The sequence below is a fragment of the Dyadobacter sp. CY356 genome, from assembly GCF_021440195.1.
Taxonomy (GTDB): Bacteria; Bacteroidota; Bacteroidia; order Cytophagales; family Spirosomataceae; genus Dyadobacter.
This window is the reverse complement of record NZ_JAJTSZ010000006.1, coordinates 417,976-438,978: the sequence shown is the minus strand read 5'-3', so window position 1 is coordinate 438,978 and position 21,003 is coordinate 417,976. Positions and strand designations below refer to the sequence as shown.

At 39.5% G+C, this 21,003-nt stretch carries 21 protein-coding genes; 14 read left to right on the top strand and 7 right to left on the bottom strand.

From position 1 onward, the window contains the following. Position 1: 1 nt before the first annotated feature. The 5 genes from LXL81_RS20765 to dusB form a co-directional block, all read right to left on the bottom strand. Complete coding sequence (locus LXL81_RS20765) at positions 2-490, bottom strand: hypothetical protein (RefSeq protein ID WP_234648682.1); 489 nt, start codon at positions 488-490, stop codon at positions 2-4. Further along, positions 487-1,839: an AAA family ATPase gene (locus LXL81_RS20760; protein ID WP_234648681.1), complete on the bottom strand. Its 1,353-nt coding sequence runs from the start codon at positions 1,837-1,839 to the stop codon at positions 487-489. Before LXL81_RS20760 ends, LXL81_RS20765 begins: the two co-directional genes overlap by 4 nt. Before the next feature lie 14 nt (positions 1,840-1,853). Further along, positions 1,854-2,573, bottom strand: a complete 720-nt coding sequence (pyrH, locus tag LXL81_RS20755; RefSeq protein WP_234648680.1) for a UMP kinase — start codon at positions 2,571-2,573, stop codon at positions 1,854-1,856. A gap of 62 nt (positions 2,574-2,635) precedes the next feature. Then, positions 2,636-3,166: an acetyl-CoA carboxylase biotin carboxyl carrier protein subunit gene (locus LXL81_RS20750; protein ID WP_234648679.1), complete on the bottom strand. Its 531-nt coding sequence runs from the start codon at positions 3,164-3,166 to the stop codon at positions 2,636-2,638. Continuing rightward, complete coding sequence (gene dusB / locus LXL81_RS20745; protein ID WP_234648678.1) at positions 3,160-4,149, bottom strand: tRNA dihydrouridine synthase DusB; 990 nt, start codon at positions 4,147-4,149, stop codon at positions 3,160-3,162. The genes LXL81_RS20750 and dusB overlap by 7 nt, the downstream gene beginning before the upstream one ends. Before the next feature lie 121 nt (positions 4,150-4,270). On the opposite strand from dusB, the gene LXL81_RS20740 reads away from it, so the two are divergent. The 5 genes from LXL81_RS20740 to LXL81_RS20720 all read left to right on the top strand — a co-directional run bounded on the left by LXL81_RS20740 (position 4,271) and on the right by LXL81_RS20720 (position 8,144). After that, positions 4,271-5,236 (top strand): CPBP family intramembrane glutamic endopeptidase, encoded by a 966-nt coding sequence (locus LXL81_RS20740; RefSeq protein WP_234648677.1) that lies wholly within the window; start codon positions 4,271-4,273, stop codon positions 5,234-5,236. Positions 5,237-5,277: 41 nt separating this feature from the next. Continuing rightward, complete coding sequence (locus LXL81_RS20735; protein WP_234648676.1) at positions 5,278-5,499, top strand: putative signal transducing protein; 222 nt, start codon at positions 5,278-5,280, stop codon at positions 5,497-5,499. Further along, positions 5,471-6,304 (top strand): phosphatidate cytidylyltransferase, encoded by an 834-nt coding sequence (locus LXL81_RS20730; RefSeq protein WP_137340242.1) that lies wholly within the window; start codon positions 5,471-5,473, stop codon positions 6,302-6,304. Before LXL81_RS20735 ends, LXL81_RS20730 begins: the two co-directional genes overlap by 29 nt. 190 nt (positions 6,305-6,494) lie before the next feature. Continuing rightward, the gene (locus LXL81_RS20725; RefSeq protein WP_234648675.1) at positions 6,495-7,250 is read left to right on the top strand and encodes a carboxypeptidase-like regulatory domain-containing protein; all 756 of its coding nucleotides are present in this window, start codon (positions 6,495-6,497) and stop codon (positions 7,248-7,250) included. A gap of 141 nt (positions 7,251-7,391) precedes the next feature. Further along, a complete protein-coding gene (locus LXL81_RS20720; protein ID WP_234648674.1) occupies positions 7,392-8,144 on the top strand; it encodes a carboxypeptidase-like regulatory domain-containing protein in 753 nt (250 codons plus the stop codon). A gap of 9 nt (positions 8,145-8,153) precedes the next feature. Here the strand turns inward: LXL81_RS20720 and LXL81_RS20715 are convergent, their stop codons facing one another. Continuing rightward, positions 8,154-8,963, bottom strand: coding sequence for a UDP-2,3-diacylglucosamine diphosphatase (locus tag LXL81_RS20715; protein WP_234648673.1), 810 nt, complete (start codon positions 8,961-8,963; stop codon positions 8,154-8,156). A 167-nt stretch (positions 8,964-9,130) separates the two neighbouring features. On the opposite strand from LXL81_RS20715, the gene LXL81_RS20710 reads away from it, so the two are divergent. Together LXL81_RS20710 and LXL81_RS20705 are read left to right on the top strand one after the other, a co-directional pair. Continuing rightward, complete coding sequence (locus tag LXL81_RS20710) at positions 9,131-10,501, top strand: OmpA family protein (protein ID WP_234648672.1); 1,371 nt, start codon at positions 9,131-9,133, stop codon at positions 10,499-10,501. Positions 10,502-10,562: 61 nt separating this feature from the next. Continuing rightward, on the top strand, positions 10,563-11,300 hold the full coding sequence (locus LXL81_RS20705) for a hypothetical protein (RefSeq protein ID WP_234648671.1): 738 nt from the start codon (positions 10,563-10,565) through the stop codon (positions 11,298-11,300). A 13-nt stretch (positions 11,301-11,313) separates the two neighbouring features. Here LXL81_RS20705 and LXL81_RS20700 read toward each other — a convergent pair whose 3' ends face one another. Continuing rightward, on the bottom strand, positions 11,314-11,817 hold the full coding sequence (locus LXL81_RS20700) for a DUF4494 domain-containing protein (RefSeq protein WP_234648670.1): 504 nt from the start codon (positions 11,815-11,817) through the stop codon (positions 11,314-11,316). Positions 11,818-12,018: 201 nt separating this feature from the next. Here LXL81_RS20700 and LXL81_RS20695 point away from each other — a divergent pair, with 201 nt between their 5' ends. From LXL81_RS20695 to LXL81_RS20665, 7 genes are all read left to right on the top strand, one after another. Beyond that, positions 12,019-12,654 (top strand): hypothetical protein, encoded by a 636-nt coding sequence (locus LXL81_RS20695; RefSeq protein WP_234648669.1) that lies wholly within the window; start codon positions 12,019-12,021, stop codon positions 12,652-12,654. 107 nt (positions 12,655-12,761) lie between these two features. After that, entirely contained in the window at positions 12,762-14,591 is a 1,830-nt protein-coding gene (locus tag LXL81_RS20690; protein WP_234648668.1) for a hypothetical protein, read from the top strand. A gap of 54 nt (positions 14,592-14,645) precedes the next feature. After that, entirely contained in the window at positions 14,646-15,410 is a 765-nt protein-coding gene (locus tag LXL81_RS20685) for an exodeoxyribonuclease III (RefSeq protein WP_234648667.1), read from the top strand. 71 nt (positions 15,411-15,481) lie between these two features. After that, positions 15,482-16,066, top strand: coding sequence for a Uma2 family endonuclease (locus LXL81_RS20680; protein ID WP_234648666.1), 585 nt, complete (start codon positions 15,482-15,484; stop codon positions 16,064-16,066). 20 nt (positions 16,067-16,086) lie between these two features. Then, a complete protein-coding gene (locus LXL81_RS20675) occupies positions 16,087-16,683 on the top strand; it encodes a pseudouridine synthase (RefSeq protein ID WP_255713828.1) in 597 nt (198 codons plus the stop codon). A 95-nt stretch (positions 16,684-16,778) separates the two neighbouring features. Then, positions 16,779-19,400: a DNA mismatch repair protein MutS gene (gene mutS / locus LXL81_RS20670; protein ID WP_234648664.1), complete on the top strand. Its 2,622-nt coding sequence runs from the start codon at positions 16,779-16,781 to the stop codon at positions 19,398-19,400. Between the two features lie 50 nt (positions 19,401-19,450). Next, the gene (locus LXL81_RS20665) at positions 19,451-20,641 is read left to right on the top strand and encodes a nucleoside permease (protein ID WP_234648663.1); all 1,191 of its coding nucleotides are present in this window, start codon (positions 19,451-19,453) and stop codon (positions 20,639-20,641) included. Positions 20,642-21,003 lie beyond the last annotated feature (362 nt).

Here is a 21,003-nt window from a genome sequence, read left to right as displayed (position 1 = left end):
TTTATATTAATTCAGTATATTCTCTACTTTTAATTCTAATTAAGTCAGCCACTTTAAATTGGCTATTGGCTTTGTGTTTTTCTTTTAAATGACCAGTTATTTTATTAATGTATTTAGTCTGTGTAGTCCTATTTGTTTGTGTCTGGATAATTCGACAACAAAACTGAAAATTTTTCAATTTAGGAGCTAACATGTCCACAGTAGATATAATTTGGTCAGTTGCGCCACTAAGATCTCCCCCTTTTAATTCAATAAAATAAGCAATTTTATCCGAGCAATCTAAAATAAGAAAGTCGCATTTTCTTTTGTCTGACCCTTTTATTAGACAGTTGTCTACTCTTAATTTTACTATTAAATTTCTTTTTGTATTGCCAAGTATATATTGTGACTTTGCTCGATCATCCTTAACGCTTACTATCGATCTACGATCAGTATATTCTTGACATATCTCGAATTTGGTTTCATCAAAAGGATTACAATTCTTACTCATTCGCTATACTGAATATCTAACAGGTCATCGAATTGCTTAATAATATCATCTGATACTTTATCCAGTACTTCGTGGTCAATTAAACCGGACTCTTGATCAAAAATATCTTGGATACCAAAATTGTCTTCGCCTTCATTTTTATTCATAAATCCTACGAACAAGTTTTTAGGATCAATCCAGAATTCTTTACTTAGGATTTTTTCTACCTCTTCTGCCTTGTTCTCTATTTGAGCTGTGGAAAAAGCTTTTATAGAATTGTTTAAGGTCGCTAATATATATGGACTGTGCGTTGTGACAATTATTCTAGTTTTCTTTTCTGAATCTGGGCTACTTAATAGAGTAATTAGTTTCGTCATGTCACGTTGGGCATCCGGGAAGAGGTGAGCTTCGGGCTCCTCTATTATTATGTCATAACCATTGGCATCAGATTCAGCTAAAATATATTGAATAACATTAATCAGCCAAGAAGATTCTTGTTGACCGGAAGATGTATGTTTTAATGGAATAACATAACCCGAATTGTTATGATACTGCATAATACCGTCACCATTATCCCCTATATGAAAATCGCCCTTTAAAATTTTAAATGACAGCCTATTACATAAAGAAAAAATATCTTCTTCTCCTCTATATGGCAATATTATTGCATCCCTGCCAAAAAGATTATTATGGTCAGGAGAAGTTAAAAATTTTCTTACCTTATTTGTAAACCGTATAAGGCTTTCATTAAAGTAATCTAAACTGTTACTTTCAACAAGTTGAAATGAATTGGATAAAATGGATAAAATAATTCTTCCTGCGGGGATGTAAACTCTTTCTGTTTTTACTGTCTCCGTAGAATTCGAAAGAATATCGTTCGACAATATTTTTATAAAGTCGTCTAAATCTATTTTTTGTTGGCGAAGTAAATTTGTTAGAGAAGGAGAGCTCTTTATCTTTTGGTCTACTTCATTTATTTCATTAATAAAACCACTACTTAGTTGAATATCCTCTTTCCCACGTAAGGAATACAAAGTGAGATCAATTGAAATGCTGTATTCATTATTGTAGAAATAGGAAATATTGCCATTTCTAATTGTTGGGAAAAAATCAGAAATTAGTTTTCTAATATCACCTTTAAATGTCTCAGCATAATTAACTTCTTCGCGATGAGTTTTTGTTAATAAATTACCTATATAAGTTGGTAATATTTCTTGCCTAAACTTATCCTCAACCTTCCAAAAGAAATAAATCAACTTCGCCAGCGTGCTTTTTCCCGAAGCCTGTGGCCCAATAAAAACCATGTAATCCTTGATTTCAAGGTTTATGTCTTTTAATGGGCCGAAATTTTTGACTTCGATGCGCTGCATGTATTTTGGAATTATTAATTCGATATCAAAGTCCCAACTTCTCCACCCATCACAAGGTCAAAAAGATTGCCGGTTTTGTTCATATCAAAAACGATGATGGGTACATTGTTTTCTTTACAAAGCGTGAAGGCAGTCAAATCCATAATTTTCAGATTTCTCGACAATGCTTCATCAAAAGTAAGTGAGGTATATTTTGTTGCCGTAGGATCTTTTTCAGGATCTGCTGTGTAAACACCGTCAACACGTGTACCTTTCAAAACCACTTCGGATTCTGATTCAATCGCGCGCAGACCTGCTGTGGTATCGGTTGTGAAATAGGGATTACCGGTTCCTGCACCAAAAATCACGATACGTCCTTTTTCCAGGTGACGTATTGCCCGTCGGCGGATCAAAGGTTCGCAAACCTGTTCCATCTTAATGGCAGACATCAGGCGCGTCCGCATGCCATGTTTTTCAAGTGAACTTTGAATTGCCATCCCGTTGATTACAGTGGCCAGCATGCCCATATGGTCGCCCTGTACCCGGTCAATTCCTGATTTTTCAACAGATGCGCCACGGAAAATATTTCCTCCGCCAATCACAATAGCAATTTGTACACCTACTTCCGCAATTCGTTTGATTTCTGACGAATAACTATCCAGAATGTTAAAATCGATTACTTGTGTTTTATCTCCACCGTTGAGTGCTTCTCCGCTAAGTTTGAGAAGGATACGTTTGTATTTAGGTTCGGGCATGATTTGTTTGTTGGTGTTTTTTCTGTAAAAATAAGTGTAGGCAGCTCAGATTACCAAGCATTTTATTGAAACTCTACCAATACCTGGTTTTTTTCTACGATTTGCCCGGCTGTAATTTTCAAAGTTTTCACAATTCCGGTACCAGGGGATTTGATAATATTCTCCATTTTCATCGCCACCAATACCAGTAAAGTCTCTCCTTTGTGCACTTCCTGGCCAGGTTCAACGGCAATAGACTGGATAAGTCCGGGCATTGGTGCTTTAAGATTATTTATTTTTGTGCTGATGCTGGCCTGCATACCCAATCCTTCCAGCAGCAGATCAAACTGATCTTTTACTGACGTTTCGAATAGTTGTCCGTTAATAAGGAGCTTGTAAGTTTTGCCGGCGATGCCCGTTTCCAGAACTTCAACATTGTAGGACCGGTTTTGCCATAAAACATGATATTGATTCTGGCTAATCTTCACAATATCACCATCGAAAATATTTTCTCCGACCGACCACAAACCTTTTTGCTGATCAATTTCAAAAGTTGAAATTTCACCGGATAAAACACCATCTACGGATTTGCCGCCTACATTTACTTTTAGCATAATACTTCACTGAATTCCTGTACAACTTCATTAAGGATCTGATCCAGCTCTTCATAAGACATGCCCTCGACAAGGCGCATACGGAAAGGTTTGAAGTTTTCCAGCCCTTTGAAATAATTGGTATAATGACGGCGCATTTCAAAAACACCGGCTATCGGACCTTTCCAGCGAATGGAGAATTCGAGATGGCGGCGGCAAACGGCCACACGTTCCGCAAGGGTAGGAGGTGCCAGTCTATGACCTGTTTTGACAAAATGTTTTATTTCATTAAAAATCCAGGGATTTCCAATCGTCGCACGTCCGATCATGATTCCATCGACACCAAAACGGTTTTTATATTCCAGTGCTTTTTCCGGACTATCCACATCGCCGTTTCCGAAAATCGGAATCGTAATACGCGGATTGTCTTTTATTTTAGCAATCAAAGTCCAGTCGGCTTCACCTTTATACATCTGCACGCGGGTTCTTCCATGGACTGAAAGCGCCTGAATACCTATATCCTGTAATCTTTCCGCTACTTCCTGAACGTTCTTAGTACTTTCATCCCAGCCCAGACGCGTTTTTACAGTCACTGGCAAATGGGTAGATTTCACAACAGCGTCCGTCATGCGCACCATTTTTGGTATATCCTGTAATAATGCAGCACCGGCTCCACGGCAGGCAACCTGTTTTACCGGGCAGCCATAATTAATATCAATCAGGTCCGGATTAACGCGGGACGCTATTTCGGAACAAGCGCCCATCGTTTCCACATCGCTTCCAAAAAGCTGAATACCAACCGGTCTTTCATATTCAAAAATATCCAGTTTTTGTACGCTCTTCGCAGCATCACGAATTAAACCTTCGGATGAAACAAATTCGGTATACATCAAATCCGCCCCGTTTTCCTTGCACACCGCACGAAAAGGCGGGTCGCTCACATCTTCCATGGGAGCAAGCAGCAGCGGGAAATCTCCCAGTTCTATTTTGCCGATTTTTATCATTTTCACAGATTTGAGATGCTTGTGGGAACAGATTTTATAAGTCTTTTATTCACTTAATCTTACAGCTCAACAATCACTCAATATTTTTAAATTCATAATTAGCTGTAAATTTACACCAATTATGCAAAAAAGTTATTCAAATTTGGTACATACACGAGTGCCCGGTACGTTGGGAGGTTTGTTGGTCTTGGTTGGTTTCGTGCTTATTGGAATGGCTGTTGGTAATATCCTGGCAATTGTGATCCTTGCTTTGCTAACATCTTCGGATGCAAATAGTATTACCGGTTTGTTAACCACACTTTTTGCAGAACCTGAAAAAGTGCCCAATGGATGGCTTTTAATGATGGTTTTGCAGGGAACAGTTCATTTTTTCTCCTATCTTCTTCCTTCGCTTTTGTATTGGTTTTACATGGAGAAGAAAGGTTTTCAGGATTTCAATTTTAAGAATAAACCTGTTGCCTCAATCTGGTTTCTTGTCTGCATATTAGTTTTGGTTTTTATTCCTGTCAATAGCTTTTTTATAGATTTGAATTCCAAAATGACATTCCCGGATTCATTGTCCGGCATTGAAAACTGGATGCGGGATAAGGAAGACCAGAATGCGATGCTGACCAGTTTTATGACCAGCTATACCCAGGTCGGTCAGCTGATCATTGCACTTATTGTGGTGGTACTTCTTCCGGCTGTTGGTGAAGAAGTCTTGTTTCGTGGAATTATACAGCGTAAACTTGCACAACATTGGATAAATCCGCATGTGGCGATATGGGTTTCAGCTGCCATTTTCAGTGCAATCCATTTTCAGTTTTTTGGATTTTTGCCACGCATGATTTTGGGTGCACTGTTTGGATATCTTTATTTCTGGTCCGGAAGGCTTTCTATTTCGATACTGGCTCATTTTATTAACAACGGATTTATCCTGGTTATGATGTTTCTCCGGAATATAAAAGTGCTTGATATTGATATTGAAGAAAAAGAAGTGATGCCTGTCGCTGCGATGATAGCCTCAGCAGTTTTGACCATTGGTATCATATATGAGATAAGAAAAAAGAGCGGTACAAAGCCGGTTTTGAGAACGGGTAATCAATAATAACTTAGATAATTAACACAGTATTTGCAGGGCGAATTTTTATGGATGATAATTGGGGTAAGGTATACAATACCAAACAAATGATAAGGGCGGAAATTGCTAGGGAAATATTGGAACAAAATGAAATTGCTGCTGTCATTCTCAACAAGCAGGATAGTGTTTATCCTATTTTGGGGCAGTTTGAAGTACATGTTCCTATGACTGAATTTGTTCGGGCGCAAACCATCCTATCTAATGAAGACTCCCTTACAGAATCTGAGTAATTTACAGCAGCGGACCATTACCGGATTAATAGGGTTTGTAATCATTCTTGGCTGTATTCTGTACAGCGAATGGAGTTTTCTATTGCTTTTTTGTACCATCAGCTCGCTCACACAACTCGAATTTTACAAGCTGCTGGGCCTCGACGGAAATCAGCCATTAACATATTATGGTACTTTCTGTGGCACAGTTATGATGTTATTGGCGTACCTTATAGAGCAGGACCTCGTTTCTTTCGAAAATTACTTCCTGATAAGTCCTTTGCTGTCGATGATCTTTTTTATCAAACTTTATAAAAAGAATGATTTAAAACCATTTACAAATATTGGTTTTACTTTTTTAGGGATAATTTACGTAGCACTGCCATTTTCATTGATCATTGTAATGGCCATGCGTGGAGGGACTTACAACTACGAGATCGTTTTAGGAAGTCTGCTTTTGCTTTGGGCTTCTGATATCGGCGGATATTTTGCAGGAACAAATTTCGGGAAACGGAAACTTTTTGAACGTATTTCTCCTAAAAAATCCTGGGAAGGGGCCATGGGTAGCGCTGCTTTTGCTGCACTTATTGCTTTTGTGCTCGGTCATTATTTCCGTACCTTCGAACCGTGGAAATGGTATTGTATCGGCGGGATTATCGTAGTGGTTGGTACCTATGGAGATTTGGTTGAGTCATTATTTAAGCGTAGTATAGCAATTAAAGATTCTGGAAACAGTATTCCGGGTCATGGTGGATTTTTGGACCGTTTTGATGGATTGTTGCTTTCAGCACCATTTATTGTAACATTTCTCAAATTGTTTTCCTGATCGTCCAATTAATTTCCTGCGCAGGCAATGCATCAGAGCATCAGGCGTTTTTAAGTAAAGGAACAGTTCTTTTAAAAATACAGAAGATTATATTGAAGTAATTTTATAATATATTAAAGTCATTTAATCAACCTATAACCCTTAAAGGCGCAGGAAACGATGTTCCGGGGCCGGAAAACGAAATTTAAGAATGAAAAAACGATTTCTAATATATTTTGCTATACTCGCAAGCGTGTTATGTGGGCAGGAGATTTTTGCACAAGGTGAGCAGAAGGCAATTATTTTTACCGGGGTAGTGGTTGGTGGAAAAAGTACTGATCGTTTACCAGGTGCCTATATTTTTATACCAAAAGCCGGTAAAGGAACACTGGCAGACAGCAGAGGTAATTTTACAATCCCGGTTTTTCCTGGCGATAGTATTATTTACAGCTACGTAGGATACAAAAAGCAATACCACGTTATACCTAGAAGTTATAATGCCGATACGTATTCCGCCATCGTAGCGATGCAGGAAGATGTAACCATGCTTTCAGAGGTTAAGATTTATCCATATGCTACCGAAGAGGATTTCAAAAAAGCATTTCTGGCTTTGAAATTACCAGATCAGGCAGACCGGGATGCTTTAGCGCGAAGTACAGATCCTGATTATATCAACCGGATGGCTGCTCAGGTTCCAAACAACGCACAGACCAATTATCGTTATACGATGGATCAGCAACTGTTTGGTCGTGAATCTGCGGCGGGGAAGGGTTTTGCCACAACCTTTCCATTCCTGAACCCATTTGCCTGGGCCAACTTCATCAAGTCGGTTAAAAGAGGTGATCTGAAACAAAAGGAATGGAGAAAAGATCTTAATAACGCGCCTCGTGAAAGCATTACCAGACAGGATGTTATCAAGAAAAACGAAGAATTTGAGAACCCTAAAAAGGATGAAAATAACAACTGATACAAATGTTAAAGTATCTTAAAATTCAGCCCGAAAGGCTGAATTTTTTTGTGCCCTATCGTTACTTTTAAGTAGAATTTGTAAGTTTGTCCGGATCGTCTGGTCATTTATTTCCAGCGCTGAAATAAATACCGATAACAAATGAAAAATAAGGGTTTGCTATTTTGGGTGTGCTTTGCAGTGCTATTTTATGCGCAAAACGTTTTTGCTCAGGGAGAACAAAAGGCAATTATTTTTTCAGGTGTCGTTGTAGGTGGAAAAAAAACTGACCTCTTGCCAGGAGCCTATATTTACATTCCAAAAGCAGGAACCGGTACGCTGGCACATCGCGACGGCTCTTTCACGATCGCTGTTTTTCCAGGCGATAGTATTGTTTACAGTTACGTAGGATATAAAAAGCAGTACCATATTATTCCAAAAAACTACAATGCAGATACTTATTCGGCTATTGTTTCCTTGCAGGAGGATGTAATGATGTTATCCGAAGTCAAGATTTATCCGTACAGCAGTGAGGAGGAATTCAAAAAGGCATTTTTAGCTTTAAAATTACCTGATCAGGCAGATCGGGACGCGTTGGCAAAAAGTACGGATCCGCAATACATCAGAAGATTATCGGAGCAGGTGGCCAATAATGCGCAAACGAATTACCGGTATTCAATGGATCAGCTGATGTTTGGCCGGGAATCTGCTGCTGGTAAAGGTTTTGCAACTACTTTCCCTTTCCTGGATCCGTTCCGCATAGCGAAGTTTATTAAATCAGTCAAAAACGGTGATCTGAAACAGCAGGAATGGCGAAAGGTATTGAATGATACGCCGCCGGAAAGTATCAATAAATATGATGTGATGAATGATAAAACGCAGTTCGATCAGCTTAAAAAGGAAGTTAAAAAGTAGACCTGAAATCTATTTAAATTCTTTAAGTATTACTTTTTCTCCATCATAAGCGGCGTAGGCCTGTCTGGTTTGTTTGGTAACCCATTCTCCCAGATTTATATATCGGCTGTTAGCATTCACCGCCAGGTCGAGTACCAGATGCCGGTGCCCGAAGATGTAGTAATCGTGATGTTGTTCTTTTTCAACATCCTTACAATAGTGAAGCAGCCACTCGTAATCTTCGCTCACAAACACTTCTTCGCCTTTTTTAATATTGGCAATCCTGCTTCTTTTTGACCATTGAGAGGCTATCCACATACCAATATCCGGATGTACGATCCGGAAGATCCATTGGAAGAATGAGTTTTCAAAAATCTGTTTCAGAATTTTATAAACTTTATCGCCAGGACCAAGTCCGTCTCCATGTCCAATTAAAAGTGATTTTTTTATACCGTCAGAACTGGTAATTTCAAAGTTTACAGGATTTCTGAAAATGGTCGCGCCAATTTCTTCTTTCAGATAACCGAACATCCACATATCATGATTTCCGGTAAAAAGTATAAGTTCGATACCACGGTCTGAAAGTTCAGCCAGCTTGCCTAATAACCGGACAAAACCTTTTGGAACGACGTGTCCGTATTCAAACCAGAAATCGAAAATATCACCTACCAGAAAAATGATCTGAGCATCATGTTCAATAGATTCCAGCCACTTCACAAGCACTCTTTCCCGGTCTCGGCTTTTTTCAACCGTGGGAACGCCAAGGTGAAAATCGGAGGAAAAATAAATTCTGCGGCCTTCCTGTAATACGACGGTTCTGGTTTCGAAATTGAAAATCATGCGATATAAACTAATGCGCCGCAATTTACGATCTTCTGCGAAATCGACACGACAGATTGTTCAGGAATGTGTCATTACCGGTTACACAATATCTCTGAAACTGAATGACATATTTCGTAAGTTTATAATTATGAGGCTCAGTTTAGATAAATAAACTATTGATAATCATGTATATAAAACTACAATTTCTATTGATTCTGACTTGCTGTTCCTATATGACAAAAGCTCAGATCCGGATCACTGATCCAGGCAAGGTTGCTGAAAGGCAGGCAGAAAATCGTGCAAACCAGAAAGTAAATCAAACCATTGACAAGGGTTTCGATAAAGTTGAAGAAGGAATTGGTGGTCTTTTCAAGAAAAAGGATAAGAAAACAAAAGAAGAGCCATCTGCCGGAAAAATCGAACAATCTGCAAATACTTCAAATAAAATCGACAATACTGCTGCAACGGAATCAGAATCCGTCGCTGTTGGCAATAATGCAAAACCAACACTGAAATCATATAGCAAGTTTGATTTTGTTCCAGGCGAAAAAGTGGTAGCCATTGAAGATTTTTCCCAGGATGCCGTTGGCGATTTTCCTGCGAAGTGGAATACAAATTCCGCAGGTGAAGTAGTCACAATTGCCGGTACCGAAGGAAAATGGTTAATGCTTGGTCCGGAAGGAGTTTTTTATCCGGAATTTGTAACCAAACTTCCTGAGAATTTTACATTGGAATTTAACCTGGCTACTACTTCTGATTTTAGTTTTTATTCCGGTGTAGTCCGTACCATTTTTGCCGAGGTTGCCAATCCGGCAAAGAGTTTTTCAATCTGGAAAGGGTTCGATGGTGACAAACAAAAAGGCCTGGAGTTGGGCCTGCATCCAAAAGACGCCGGCGGTCAGCAGGGAATAGCTAATTTCAATGTTTTTGAAGGTCCCGCCGAGTCGATTATGAAAAACGAAAAAAGTTTTCCTGCGTTTCATGTTCCGGATCACAATGTTGTTAAAGTTTCGATCTGGCGTCAAAAGTCGCGGCTTCGGTTATATGTGGATGATTACAAAGTCTGGGATCTTCCAAAAGCATTTAATCCTGCCACCAATTATAATTTTATCGCTTTCAGTAATCAGGGATATCATGTAGAAACCGACCGGTATTTTATTTCAAATCTCAGACTTGCCGTCGGCGCACCTGACACGCGAAACAAACTGATTACGGAAGGGAAATTCTCGACAACCGGAATTCTTTTCGATGTAAATTCAGCCAATATCAAACCGGAATCGTATGGCGTATTGAAAGATATTGCCAATGTTTTGAGCGAAAATGCAACCGTAAAAGTGAAAGTAATTGGCCATACAGATTCGGATGGTGATGATGCCGGAAATCTTGCTTTGTCAAAAAAACGATCAGAAGCGGTTAAAGAAGCACTTTCAAAAGATTTTGCAATTGATAAATCAAGACTGGAAACCGATGGAAAAGGTGAAACTGCTCCCGTTTCTCCAAACACGTCTGCCGAAGGAAAAGCCAATAACCGCCGTGTTGAATTTATTAAATTGTAAAAGGAATCATGGTTTTTTGATAGGCTCTTTCTAGCTTGCAGGTATTTATAAATATTATGTTATGCCTGGAAAAATATCCGTTTATCTGACTTTCGCCTTTTTTATTTTTGGTGGTTACGCAATGGCTCAAACGCCTAAAAGCACTGTTGCCAACCAAAGGGCTACACAATGGAAACCTGAAAAAGGACAGTATTATTTTAGTCATGCTTTGACCTATTCTTTTGAAAATAAAGAAAAGAAAACAAAAGGTGAAATTGTGATTTATGTTGATCCGGTGACCGGAACGATGTGTTTTAAACGTGAAAACAGTTTTGGAGATACCGGAAAAGCTTTTGATTTTATTCTTGCTTTTCAGGATGGGAAATACGTTTATTACGGCGCTGACGAATCCGCAAAAAAATTCAAAATGACCGAAAAGGTGGAAGAATTAAAGCCGGATGCAGAAACAATTGCTCAGCAAAAGGAAGATTTCAGTACCTATTGCATTCCAACCGGAAATACCCGTAAAGACTTTGGTATGGAAAGTATTGAATACGAACTTTCATACCCGACTTCCGATGCAAAAGATAAATTGTGGCTGACCAAAACACCTTTCGGCATTAATCCATTATACGGATTTGACCTGATCGACGGCGTTGCAAGTCTGCCGGTATCATTTGATTACACGCATATTTTCAATAACAAACAGCTTCTCACAGAATTGGATTCCAAGGGGCTGATCCTTAAACTGAAAAGTTATGAGCCTAATCCTTTTTTAGCTGTTACCCGCGGTTATGCGGAAGTAAAGGCTGAGAATTAGGCTCATTTTTTATTTATTGTGCCGCTTCTCTTTCCGCCATTACTTCGGAAAGAGGGCGCATATTTGCAGGGATTTCTTCTCCTGTTTCTTCTTCCGCAGTATAAGGAAAAACATCCAGAATTGGCGTTAGATTCATGTCCGTAGTTTCATAAGGAATCAGCATCGTGCGCAGACTTTCAGTGATCCGCTGCAAAGCCTGATCGATCCCATCGGCATTGACAAGCATATAATTCACTACTTTTTTCTCTTTTCCACTTTTTTCATCCACAGAAAAATAGATCACTTTTGCCTTGAACCATTTCTCTCCGTCTTCGTAAGAAAATAAATCGGCCAGGCGCATACGCGTAATGCTGGTAACACTGAAATCACTCGCACCCGTTACGATTTGTTGATAAAGCCTTGCTTCTGATTCTGTGTAGGACACCGCGTCTACCAGATAAACTTCATTAATTGTTTTAAGACTTCCTGCCTCATCTTCTTTTTGGTAACGTATTTTTCCTAAATACCAGCTTGCCATTGTAGTCTGTTTTTGATTAAAGTGGATACAAAAGTTTGCAAAGGTATAGTTTGAGAATATGGCTTGCAACTCGATTTTTTTAACGAAAATCCTTTATCAGATTTTAACTTAAAAAAAGTGATGACAAAAGAATAATCCGTTTGAAGTATGCGCGTTGTAGTAGCTACTGTTTATCTTGCATAAAAATTATTAAAACACACAATGAAAAAACGAATTTGGTTTGTTGCGGTTTTGGCCGCTGTTGGATTATATTTTACTGGCTGCGGTGTAAGTCGCCAGGTTTCGGAAGCAAAGGTTTTCGGTGATTGTAAGTATAAAATTGCGTCTGCCGATAGTATCTATCTGGCCGGAATTGATATCAATGAATTCAGAAATATCAAAAGTATGAGCGATCTGAACATTGCAAGATTTCCAAAACTGGGCCTCGCGCTTTTGCGTAAGGATGTGCCATTGGATCTTCGTGTTAACCTGGATATAAATAATCCAACAAGAAAAAAGGCTGCTGTCAATCAGTTGGAGTACAAAGTGTTATTGACAAATACTGAAATTTTCAATGGTTTTTTTAATCAGAAAATTGAAGTTTATCCCGGAAGTGGCAGTACCCGTGTTCCATTGAAATTAAGCGCGAATGTTTATAATTTGCTGACAAATGATCAGACCAGAGATGAGTTTATCAACATGGTAATGACTCTGACCGGAAAATCGGATGCTAAACCAGCGAAGTTTGTAGTGAAGGTTAAACCTACGCTCGATCTTGCGGGAAAAACAATCAATTATCCCGGATATATAACTTTTGATCAGGAGATTACAACTGACATGGTTCTAAAAACGAAATAGTCAAATTGTTGTCTGGGCATACTTTTGATAAAACGCATAAAAAATGGCTGGTGGACTGATTATTTTCATTCTATCAGCCATTTAAATTAATTCTAACACTAAGAAAATTGGATAATTCCTTTCTACAAAACCCCCGTTTATTTGAATATTTTGTACTTGTACTAATATTAGCACTGCTGTTCGGACTTACATTTTTATCAAATAGTCTGAAAAAATTCAGGAATTTTCTCGGATTGGGTTTAATAATTGTTCCGGTTGCCTACTTCTATATTATTCTCAATGCCCACGTTGTCAATATTCCTTATGAAGATGACTATAATCTTCTGGAAACGATTTACAAGCTGAAAAACGGTACGGGTTTTGTCAATACCGCAAAAGTACTTTTTGAACAGGTCAATCAGCACAGGTTTGCTTTTGAGCGGATTGTGATGCTCATTATGGTATTATTTACCGGCACAGTTGATATAAAATTGCAGGTGATGCTAGGCAATCTTTTCATGCTCGGTATCCTTTATCTCTTTTTTCTTGCATTTAAAAAGGAGAAAGTTTCCTGGCATTATTTCATTCCGATTCCATATATTCTCTTCAATCTGGTATATTTTGAAAATGCTATCTGGGGAATTGCAGCCATCCAGAATACTCCACTGCTGTTTTTTGCCATGTTAACTGTTTATTTTATTGGTAAACCGGATAAGAAAAGCTGGAATTTTGCTGTAATGGCGGCCATTGTTACCATGTTTATCAGTGGCAGTGGCATGTTGACCTGGATTATTGGCGGGGTTATTCTTTTCTTTCAAAAGCGATACAAATTACTGGCTCAATGGATGGGAATAGCAATTGCCCTGATTCTTTTCTATTTCCTTTTTGATTATCAATTTATATCCACGGGTCAGGGGAAAGTCTGGGAACATCCGGTTTTCAATCTGATTTTTATATTCGGATTCTGGGGGAATGCTTTGTATATGGATATTCCTCATCCGCTTACGCCAGTCTTTTATAAGGATATGGTCATGTGCGTATTTTTGGGTATGGGCATATTTGCAGCCTTTCTGGCGTGGGTTATCAGGATCTTCCTCAGCAAAGACAGGCCATGGACCCATTGGTTTTTGCTGGGGGCGTTTATGTTTCTGATGGGCACCGGGGCAATGTTTATTGTCAGCAGGCCGGCGGCTAATTTTTTAATGTATGGAGGAAATATTTTTTCCAGACGTTACATGATTTTCGGCGTTGTGCTTTTGGCCATTGCTTATGTTGGTCTGATGTTGGTGGTCAAAAATTACAAAAACATTAGTTTATCATTATTCAGTTTGTGCCTGATAGGTTGTCTTGCCTTAAACTTTGTAAGTTATTTCTACTCCATACGAAGTATCAGGGAACAACGTGAAAAGTTATCTCTTGACGCGTATTACTGGAAAAATTATACAACGCTTTTATCTGTCGGATTTAATTATGGCGATATACCTTTCTGGAACCACCCGACCAGGATGAAAAATCTTGTTAAAAATCTGGAAAGCGATGGATTGCTTCACTTGTATGAATCTGACAAATTACCTGCTGCCAACCGCCTTATTCCGGAAACGGAAAAGGTGGGGGAATATGCACCTAAGCTGAATATCAATCTGGGTTTACGAAATGGTGATGAAAATATCCCGATCAGATACATCACCTTCGAAACCAAAATAGGTGTTCACCCTAAACCTGCTTATTTTGTTTTAGTTTCTGACCGGCATATCAATCTGCTTCCAGCCATTCCAGTGCCAAATACTTTTTCTGATTTTTTGAAAAAAAGAACATATTACGACGATAAATATTCATTTTCTTTTTACAAGAGAAAAGTACCAAAAGGCAAGTTTGATATCTGGTTATTATCGGGCGGAATGGAAAACCCTGGTAAGTGGGAATCGCGCTACACCAGAGAAAAAATATTTATATTTTAGAATATAAATTGCTGTTATCTCATTGTTTAACACTTTTTCTGAAACCAGGTTTTTATGCAAATTCTTACATACAATCTCAACGGAATCCGTGCAGCTTTGAAAAATGGCCTGCTGGAATGGTTAAAGGATAAACCTTTTGATATACTATGTTTTCAGGAAGTAAAAGCAACGCCCGACGTAGTTGACCTTTCAGGATTTGCGGCATTGGGTTACGAGCTGATTGGCTGGCATGCGGCTGAAAAGAAGGGTTACAGCGGCGTGGCGATTTTTTCAAAAATAAAACCCGACTTTGTTTCACTTGGATTTAACCTGCCGGTTTATGATAGTGAAGGAAGAATTTTACGTGCTGATTTTGGCGACATTACTTTGTTGAATTGCTATTTCCCATCCGGTACGAGCGGAGAAATCCGGCAAAGCGTAAAAATGAGTTTCCTTGAAGATTTCAATAACTGGGTAGATATGCTGCGCGTTGCAAGACCTAATTTAATTATCTGCGGAGATTACAATATCGCACATACGGAAATGGATATCCATAATCCAAAAGGAAATAAGAAGTCATCAGGGTTTTTGCCGGAAGAAAGAGAGTGGATGACAAAATGGTTCGGCAGCGGATATACCGATGCTTTCAGGCATATGAATCCTGATTTGCAGGAGTATTCGTGGTGGACTTACCGCTCAGGGGCAAGGGCAAATAACAAAGGCTGGCGAATCGATTATATCTCGGTAGCCGATTCGATTAAAGACAGAATTGTAGGAAGCAGGCAATACAATGATGCCGTACATTCGGATCATTGTCCTGTTTGGCTGGAAATTGAATAGGAATATTCGTCCTTATCTAGTGTCAATAATATTTTGTATTTTTGATAATGCCAGTTTGTAAAACCTAAGTTATGAACATCCCAACACCTGTTACTTTACGAATGGGAGAATTGATGAGTGAAGAAGATTTCTATCAGTTTTGCCAAATGAATGACACACTAGAGTTCGAAAGAGACTCAAATGGAAATATTATACTTATGTCACCGACTGGTTCTTACACAGGAAGTCTGAATTTCCGTGTCTTGGGTAATTTATTCGTTTGGAATGAAAAATGGGGTTTAGGAGAAGCATTTGATTCCGCAACTGGATTTACTTTACCAAACGGAGCAATTCGTTCTCCTGATGCATCTTGGATTAAGAATGAAAGATGGGCATCTCTGGATGATGAGGAAAAGGAAAAGTTTGCTCCCATTTGTCCTGATTTTGTTGTAGAAATTCGGTCTAAATCTGACGAGCTGAAATACCTTCTGGAAAAGATGGAAGAATATATTGAAAATGGAGTACAGCTGGCTTGGCTAATTGACCGTTTTGAGGGAAAAGTTTACATTTATAAGGGTGATAAATCTATCACAAGGCTTGATTCATTAAAGGTGAAACTTTCTGGCGAAAATGTACTTCCGGAATTCGTTCTTGACTTGGAATCATTTATCAAATAAAGTTTTAATAAATTTTACTATTGTTCAGCTACTACCTCATTTACAAACCTTTCGGAATGCTTTCGCAATTTACCCGCGAGGGCGACCACGCTACCTTGGCTGACCTTGATTTTAATTTTGCAAAAGATATTTATCCCGTCGGCAGACTGGATGCAGATAGTGAAGGATTGCTTTTGCTTACCAACGATAATTATCTCAAAACAAAACTACTGGAACCTCGAAACCGGCATAATAGAACTTATTACGTTCAGGTTGAAGGCGAAATATCCAGCGAAGCCTGCCAAAAAATGGCGGATGGCGTGATAATTTCCATCAACGGGAAATCTTATCAAACCCTGCCGGCGTCAGCTTCCCAATTGGGAGAACCAACACTGCCTGAAAGAAATCCTCCAATCCGTTTTAGAAAAAATATTCCTACTTCCTGGGTTTCCATTACGCTTCATGAAGGTAAAAACCGTCAGGTGCGTCGTATGACTGCCGCCGTTGGTTTTCCAACTTTACGTCTGGTCCGCTGGGCAATAGGAAAAATTAATCTGGCTGATTTTGGTACAGACGGAGCTAAACCGGGAGACGTATGGGAAGTTACAGATCAGGAAGTCCGTAAGCTCCTGATTTGATATCGGTACTTACTTGATAAAACAACTAATTGGACTTGCCAAACCGGATAGAAGGGTTAATTTTGTAGTTATCCTGTTTTCAAAATTGATATTAGTTGGCAAAGGAACAAAAAGAAACTCCGCTTAATAAACAGTATAATCAGATTAAGGCCAAGTACCCCGGTGCATTGCTTCTTTTCCGGGTTGGCGATTTTTACGAAACATTCGGAGAAGACGCGATACGTGCGTCCAAGATACTTGGAATCGTACTGACGCGTCGAAATAACGGCGGGTCGCATGAAGAACTTGCCGGATTTCCTCACCATTCCTTAGATAATTACCTTCCAAAACTGGTTCGCGCCGGTGAGCGTGTGGCTATTTGTGATCAGTTGGAAGATCCATCAACAGCTAAAGGAATTGTAAAACGTGGTGTTACGGAACTGGTTACGCCGGGCGTTTCCATGAACGATAATGTGCTGGATACACGCAGGAATAATTATCTGGCTGCGGTGCATGTGGGTGGTGAAGATATGTACGGAATTTCTTTTCTGGATATTTCTACGGGAGAGTTTATGACGTCGCAGGGCAATGCGGCCTATGTTGATAAAATGCTTCAGGGTTTTACGCCATCGGAGGTATTATTTTGTAAAAAACACAAACAGGAATTTAATCAGCTTTTTGGAGGTAAGTTTCATACTTTTCAACTGGAAGACTGGTGTTTTGGATATGATTATGGTTATGAGCAGCTGACTACACATTTCAGCACCACAACACTAAAAGGTTTTGGTATTGAAAATCTGTCGATGGGTATCATCGCAGCCGGTGTCATTCTGCATTATCTGCGGGAAACTGAACACAGGGAAGTAAGCCATATCAGCCGCGTTACAAGGCTGGAAGAAGAGAAATACGTATGGCTTGACCGCTTTACGGTCAGAAATCTTGAACTGGTTTTCCCGCAACAGGAAGGCGGTGTGCCTTTAATTCAGATTCTGGACCAAACTGTTACGCCTATGGGCGCGCGTTTGCTGAGAAGATGGGTTGTTTTACCGTTAAAGGAAAAGTTGCCAATTGAGGAGCGCCTGAATACCGTTGAGTTTTTTCTTGCCAATGATGAATTGCATGAATCTATCACCCAATATTTAAAACAAATCGGGGATCTGGAAAGATTGATTTCAAAAGTTGCCGTTCGCAGGATCAGTCCGCGTGAAATGGTTCAGCTGAAAAAATCATTGAAACAAATCGGCCCGATCAAGGAGATCCTGGGCAAAATAGCGTCGACACATACCAGCTATGCAGTTTTAAACAAATATGCTGATCAACTGAATCTTTGTACTTTTTTGATTGATAAAATTGAAACAGAATTAAGAGAAGATGCGCCGCTGCTGATTAATCAGGGCGGAATGATCAAGAGTGGAATTGACGCGGAACTGGACGAATTACATGCCATTTCCCGTGAAGGAAAAGGATTTCTATTGAAGCTTCAAAATGAAGAAATGGAGCGGACGGGAATTCCTTCACTTAAAATCGCCTATAACAGAGTTTTTGGATATTATCTTGAAGTTACCAATTCACATAAAAATAAAGTCCCGGAAGAATGGATTCGTAAACAAACGCTTGTCAACTGCGAACGATACATTACGCCGGAACTCAAAGAATACGAAGAAAAAATACTGAACGCAGAGGACAAGATTTCGGCCATTGAATTCCGTATTTTTTCAGCTTTGATATTGACTGCGGCCGAGTATGTCGGTACCATTCAGCAAAATGCAACCATCATTTCTACACTGGATGCGTTGGGTTCCTTTGCCACCACAGCCAGAAAAAACAATTATGTAAAGCCTGTAATCAATGAAGACAGGATTCTGGATATTAAAGACGGTCGCCATGCGGTTATAGAACAACAGTTGCCGTTAGGTGAAAGTTACGTTCCCAATGATCTTTATCTGGATAATGAAACGCAGCAGATTATTATAATCACCGGACCAAACATGGCGGGAAAATCTGCCTTGTTACGTCAAACGGCCCTTATTGTTTTAATGGCCCAAATGGGAAGTTACGTACCTGCAAAAGCGGCTACGATTGGTATTGTTGATAAGATATTTACGAGGGTAGGAGCGAGCGACAATTTGAGCAGGGGAGAAAGTACGTTTATGGTTGAAATGACCGAAACGGCCAGTATCCTGAATAACCTTAGCGACCGCAGTCTGGTTTTGATGGATGAGATTGGCCGGGGAACGAGTACTTATGACGGTGTTTCCATAGCCTGGGCCATTGCCGAATATTTACACAATCAGCCTTTGGTGAAACCGAAAACCTTGTTTGCTACACATTATCATGAATTAAATCAGCTTTCGGATGATTTTCCACGCATCAAAAACTTCAATGTTGCCGTAAAGGAAGTTGACAATAAGGTAATATTTTTAAGAAAGCTGAAACCGGGCGGAAGTGCGCATAGCTTTGGTATACACGTGGCACAAATTGCCGGGATGCCGCAACCAATTGTGTTACGTGCCAGTGAAATTATGCATCACCTGGAAAAAGATCACGTTGCCGATAAACATCAGAAAAAGATCAAGGAAATGCCGAAAAATAATTTTCAGCTCAGCATTTTCGAGCCAACCGATCCAAGACTTGAAAAGTTAAAAGAAGATCTGGCCTTAATTGATGTAAATACGTTATCCCCGATTGAGGCACTTTTAAAACTGAATGAATTTCAGAAGATGTTGCAAAAAAAATAAAATTACCACAGTGCGAGCTGTATTTTAATCTAATAACTCCTAATCTTTTTATGAAAAATTTGACGCGTTATCAATTGATGGCCATGATGTTCCTCCTTTATTTTATTTGGGGATCGTGGTATGGCCAGATGAGTAAATATATGTTTAATTCTTTGCATGCAACCGGCGTTCAGGTAGGTGGGGCATATGCTGCTTTTTCTATCGCCATGATCATTGCGCCGTTTTTTGTGGGGATGATTGCGGACCGGTATTTTGCTGCGCAGAAAGTGTTAGGTGTATTAAGTTTGGCGGGAGCAGCTTTGTTGTATTTAATAACAGGAATTACAGACGCTGACACATTCTTCTGGGTGATTTTGGCTTACTGTATCACTTTCGCACCTACAATGGCTTTGACGACTTCCATTGCGATGCAGCACGTGAAGGATACAGAAAAAGATTTTCCAACAATTCGGGTGATGGGAACGGTGGCCTGGATCGTGGTTTCTAATATTATCGGATATTATGGTTTTGGAGATAGTGTAATGATCTTTAAGATTTCCATGATCGCAGCTGCTGTATTGGGTGTTTATTCATTTTTCCTTCCCAATACACCGCCGAAACCAAATACAAGCACTACCTTTTCTGACATTCTGGGTTTGGATGCCTTCAAACTTTTCAAAGACCGCTCTTTTGCGATTTTCTTTATTTCTTCTTTGCTGATCTGTATTCCTTTGTCATTTTATTATGCCATGGCCAATCCGTCTCTGACAGATTCGGGTATGACTAATGTTGAAAATAAAATGTCGCTTGGGCAGGCTTCGGAAGTAATTTTCATGCTTTTGATTCCTTTTGCTTTCCGGAAATTTGGCGTTAAGTGGATATTGATCGTTGGCTTGATTGCGTGGATTGTCCGTTTTATCGGTTTTGGATATGGTGATGCAAGCAGTGAGTGGTTGCTTTACATGGCAATATTGCTCCACGGTGTTTGTTATGATTTCTTCTTTGTTACAGGGCAGATCTATACGGATAGTAAAGCAGGGGAGAAATATCGTTCTTCTGCGCAGGGATTAATCACGATTGCTACTTATGGTATCGGTATGGGGATTGGTTCTTGGATTGCCGGTATTGTGGCAGATCAGTATACTGTGAATGGTGTGAAGGATTGGACAAGTATCTGGATGGTTCCGGCTGGAATTGCTGCTTTGGTGCTTGTTTTGTTTGTTTTGTTCTTTAAGGATAACAAGGTGAAGGCTGAGGCGTAAGGTAAAAGGGTTTCACGCAAAGTAGAAAAGTTTAAAAGGGAAGGTCGCAAAGTTTTATTTGCGGCTTTTTTGTTTTTGGAGCCAGAAATACTCCAGATGGCAGAGCCATCTCCTGTTTATAGAAAAAATGGCTGGATTTTGATTTTTTGACTCCTTCGGAGTCTCCTGTTTTTTGCCTGATATTAGAATTTGATCGAAATTCCAGGAGGCTCCGAAGGAGCCAGGAATGCTGTTGGGTATCTCAAATTTCTATAAACAGGAGGCTCTGATAGAGCCGTAAATGTGTTTGTGATTCCTGAATGGGTTTTAATGATTTTATAAAATAAAAGGTCACCAAGTCCGAAAACATGATGACCTTTTAT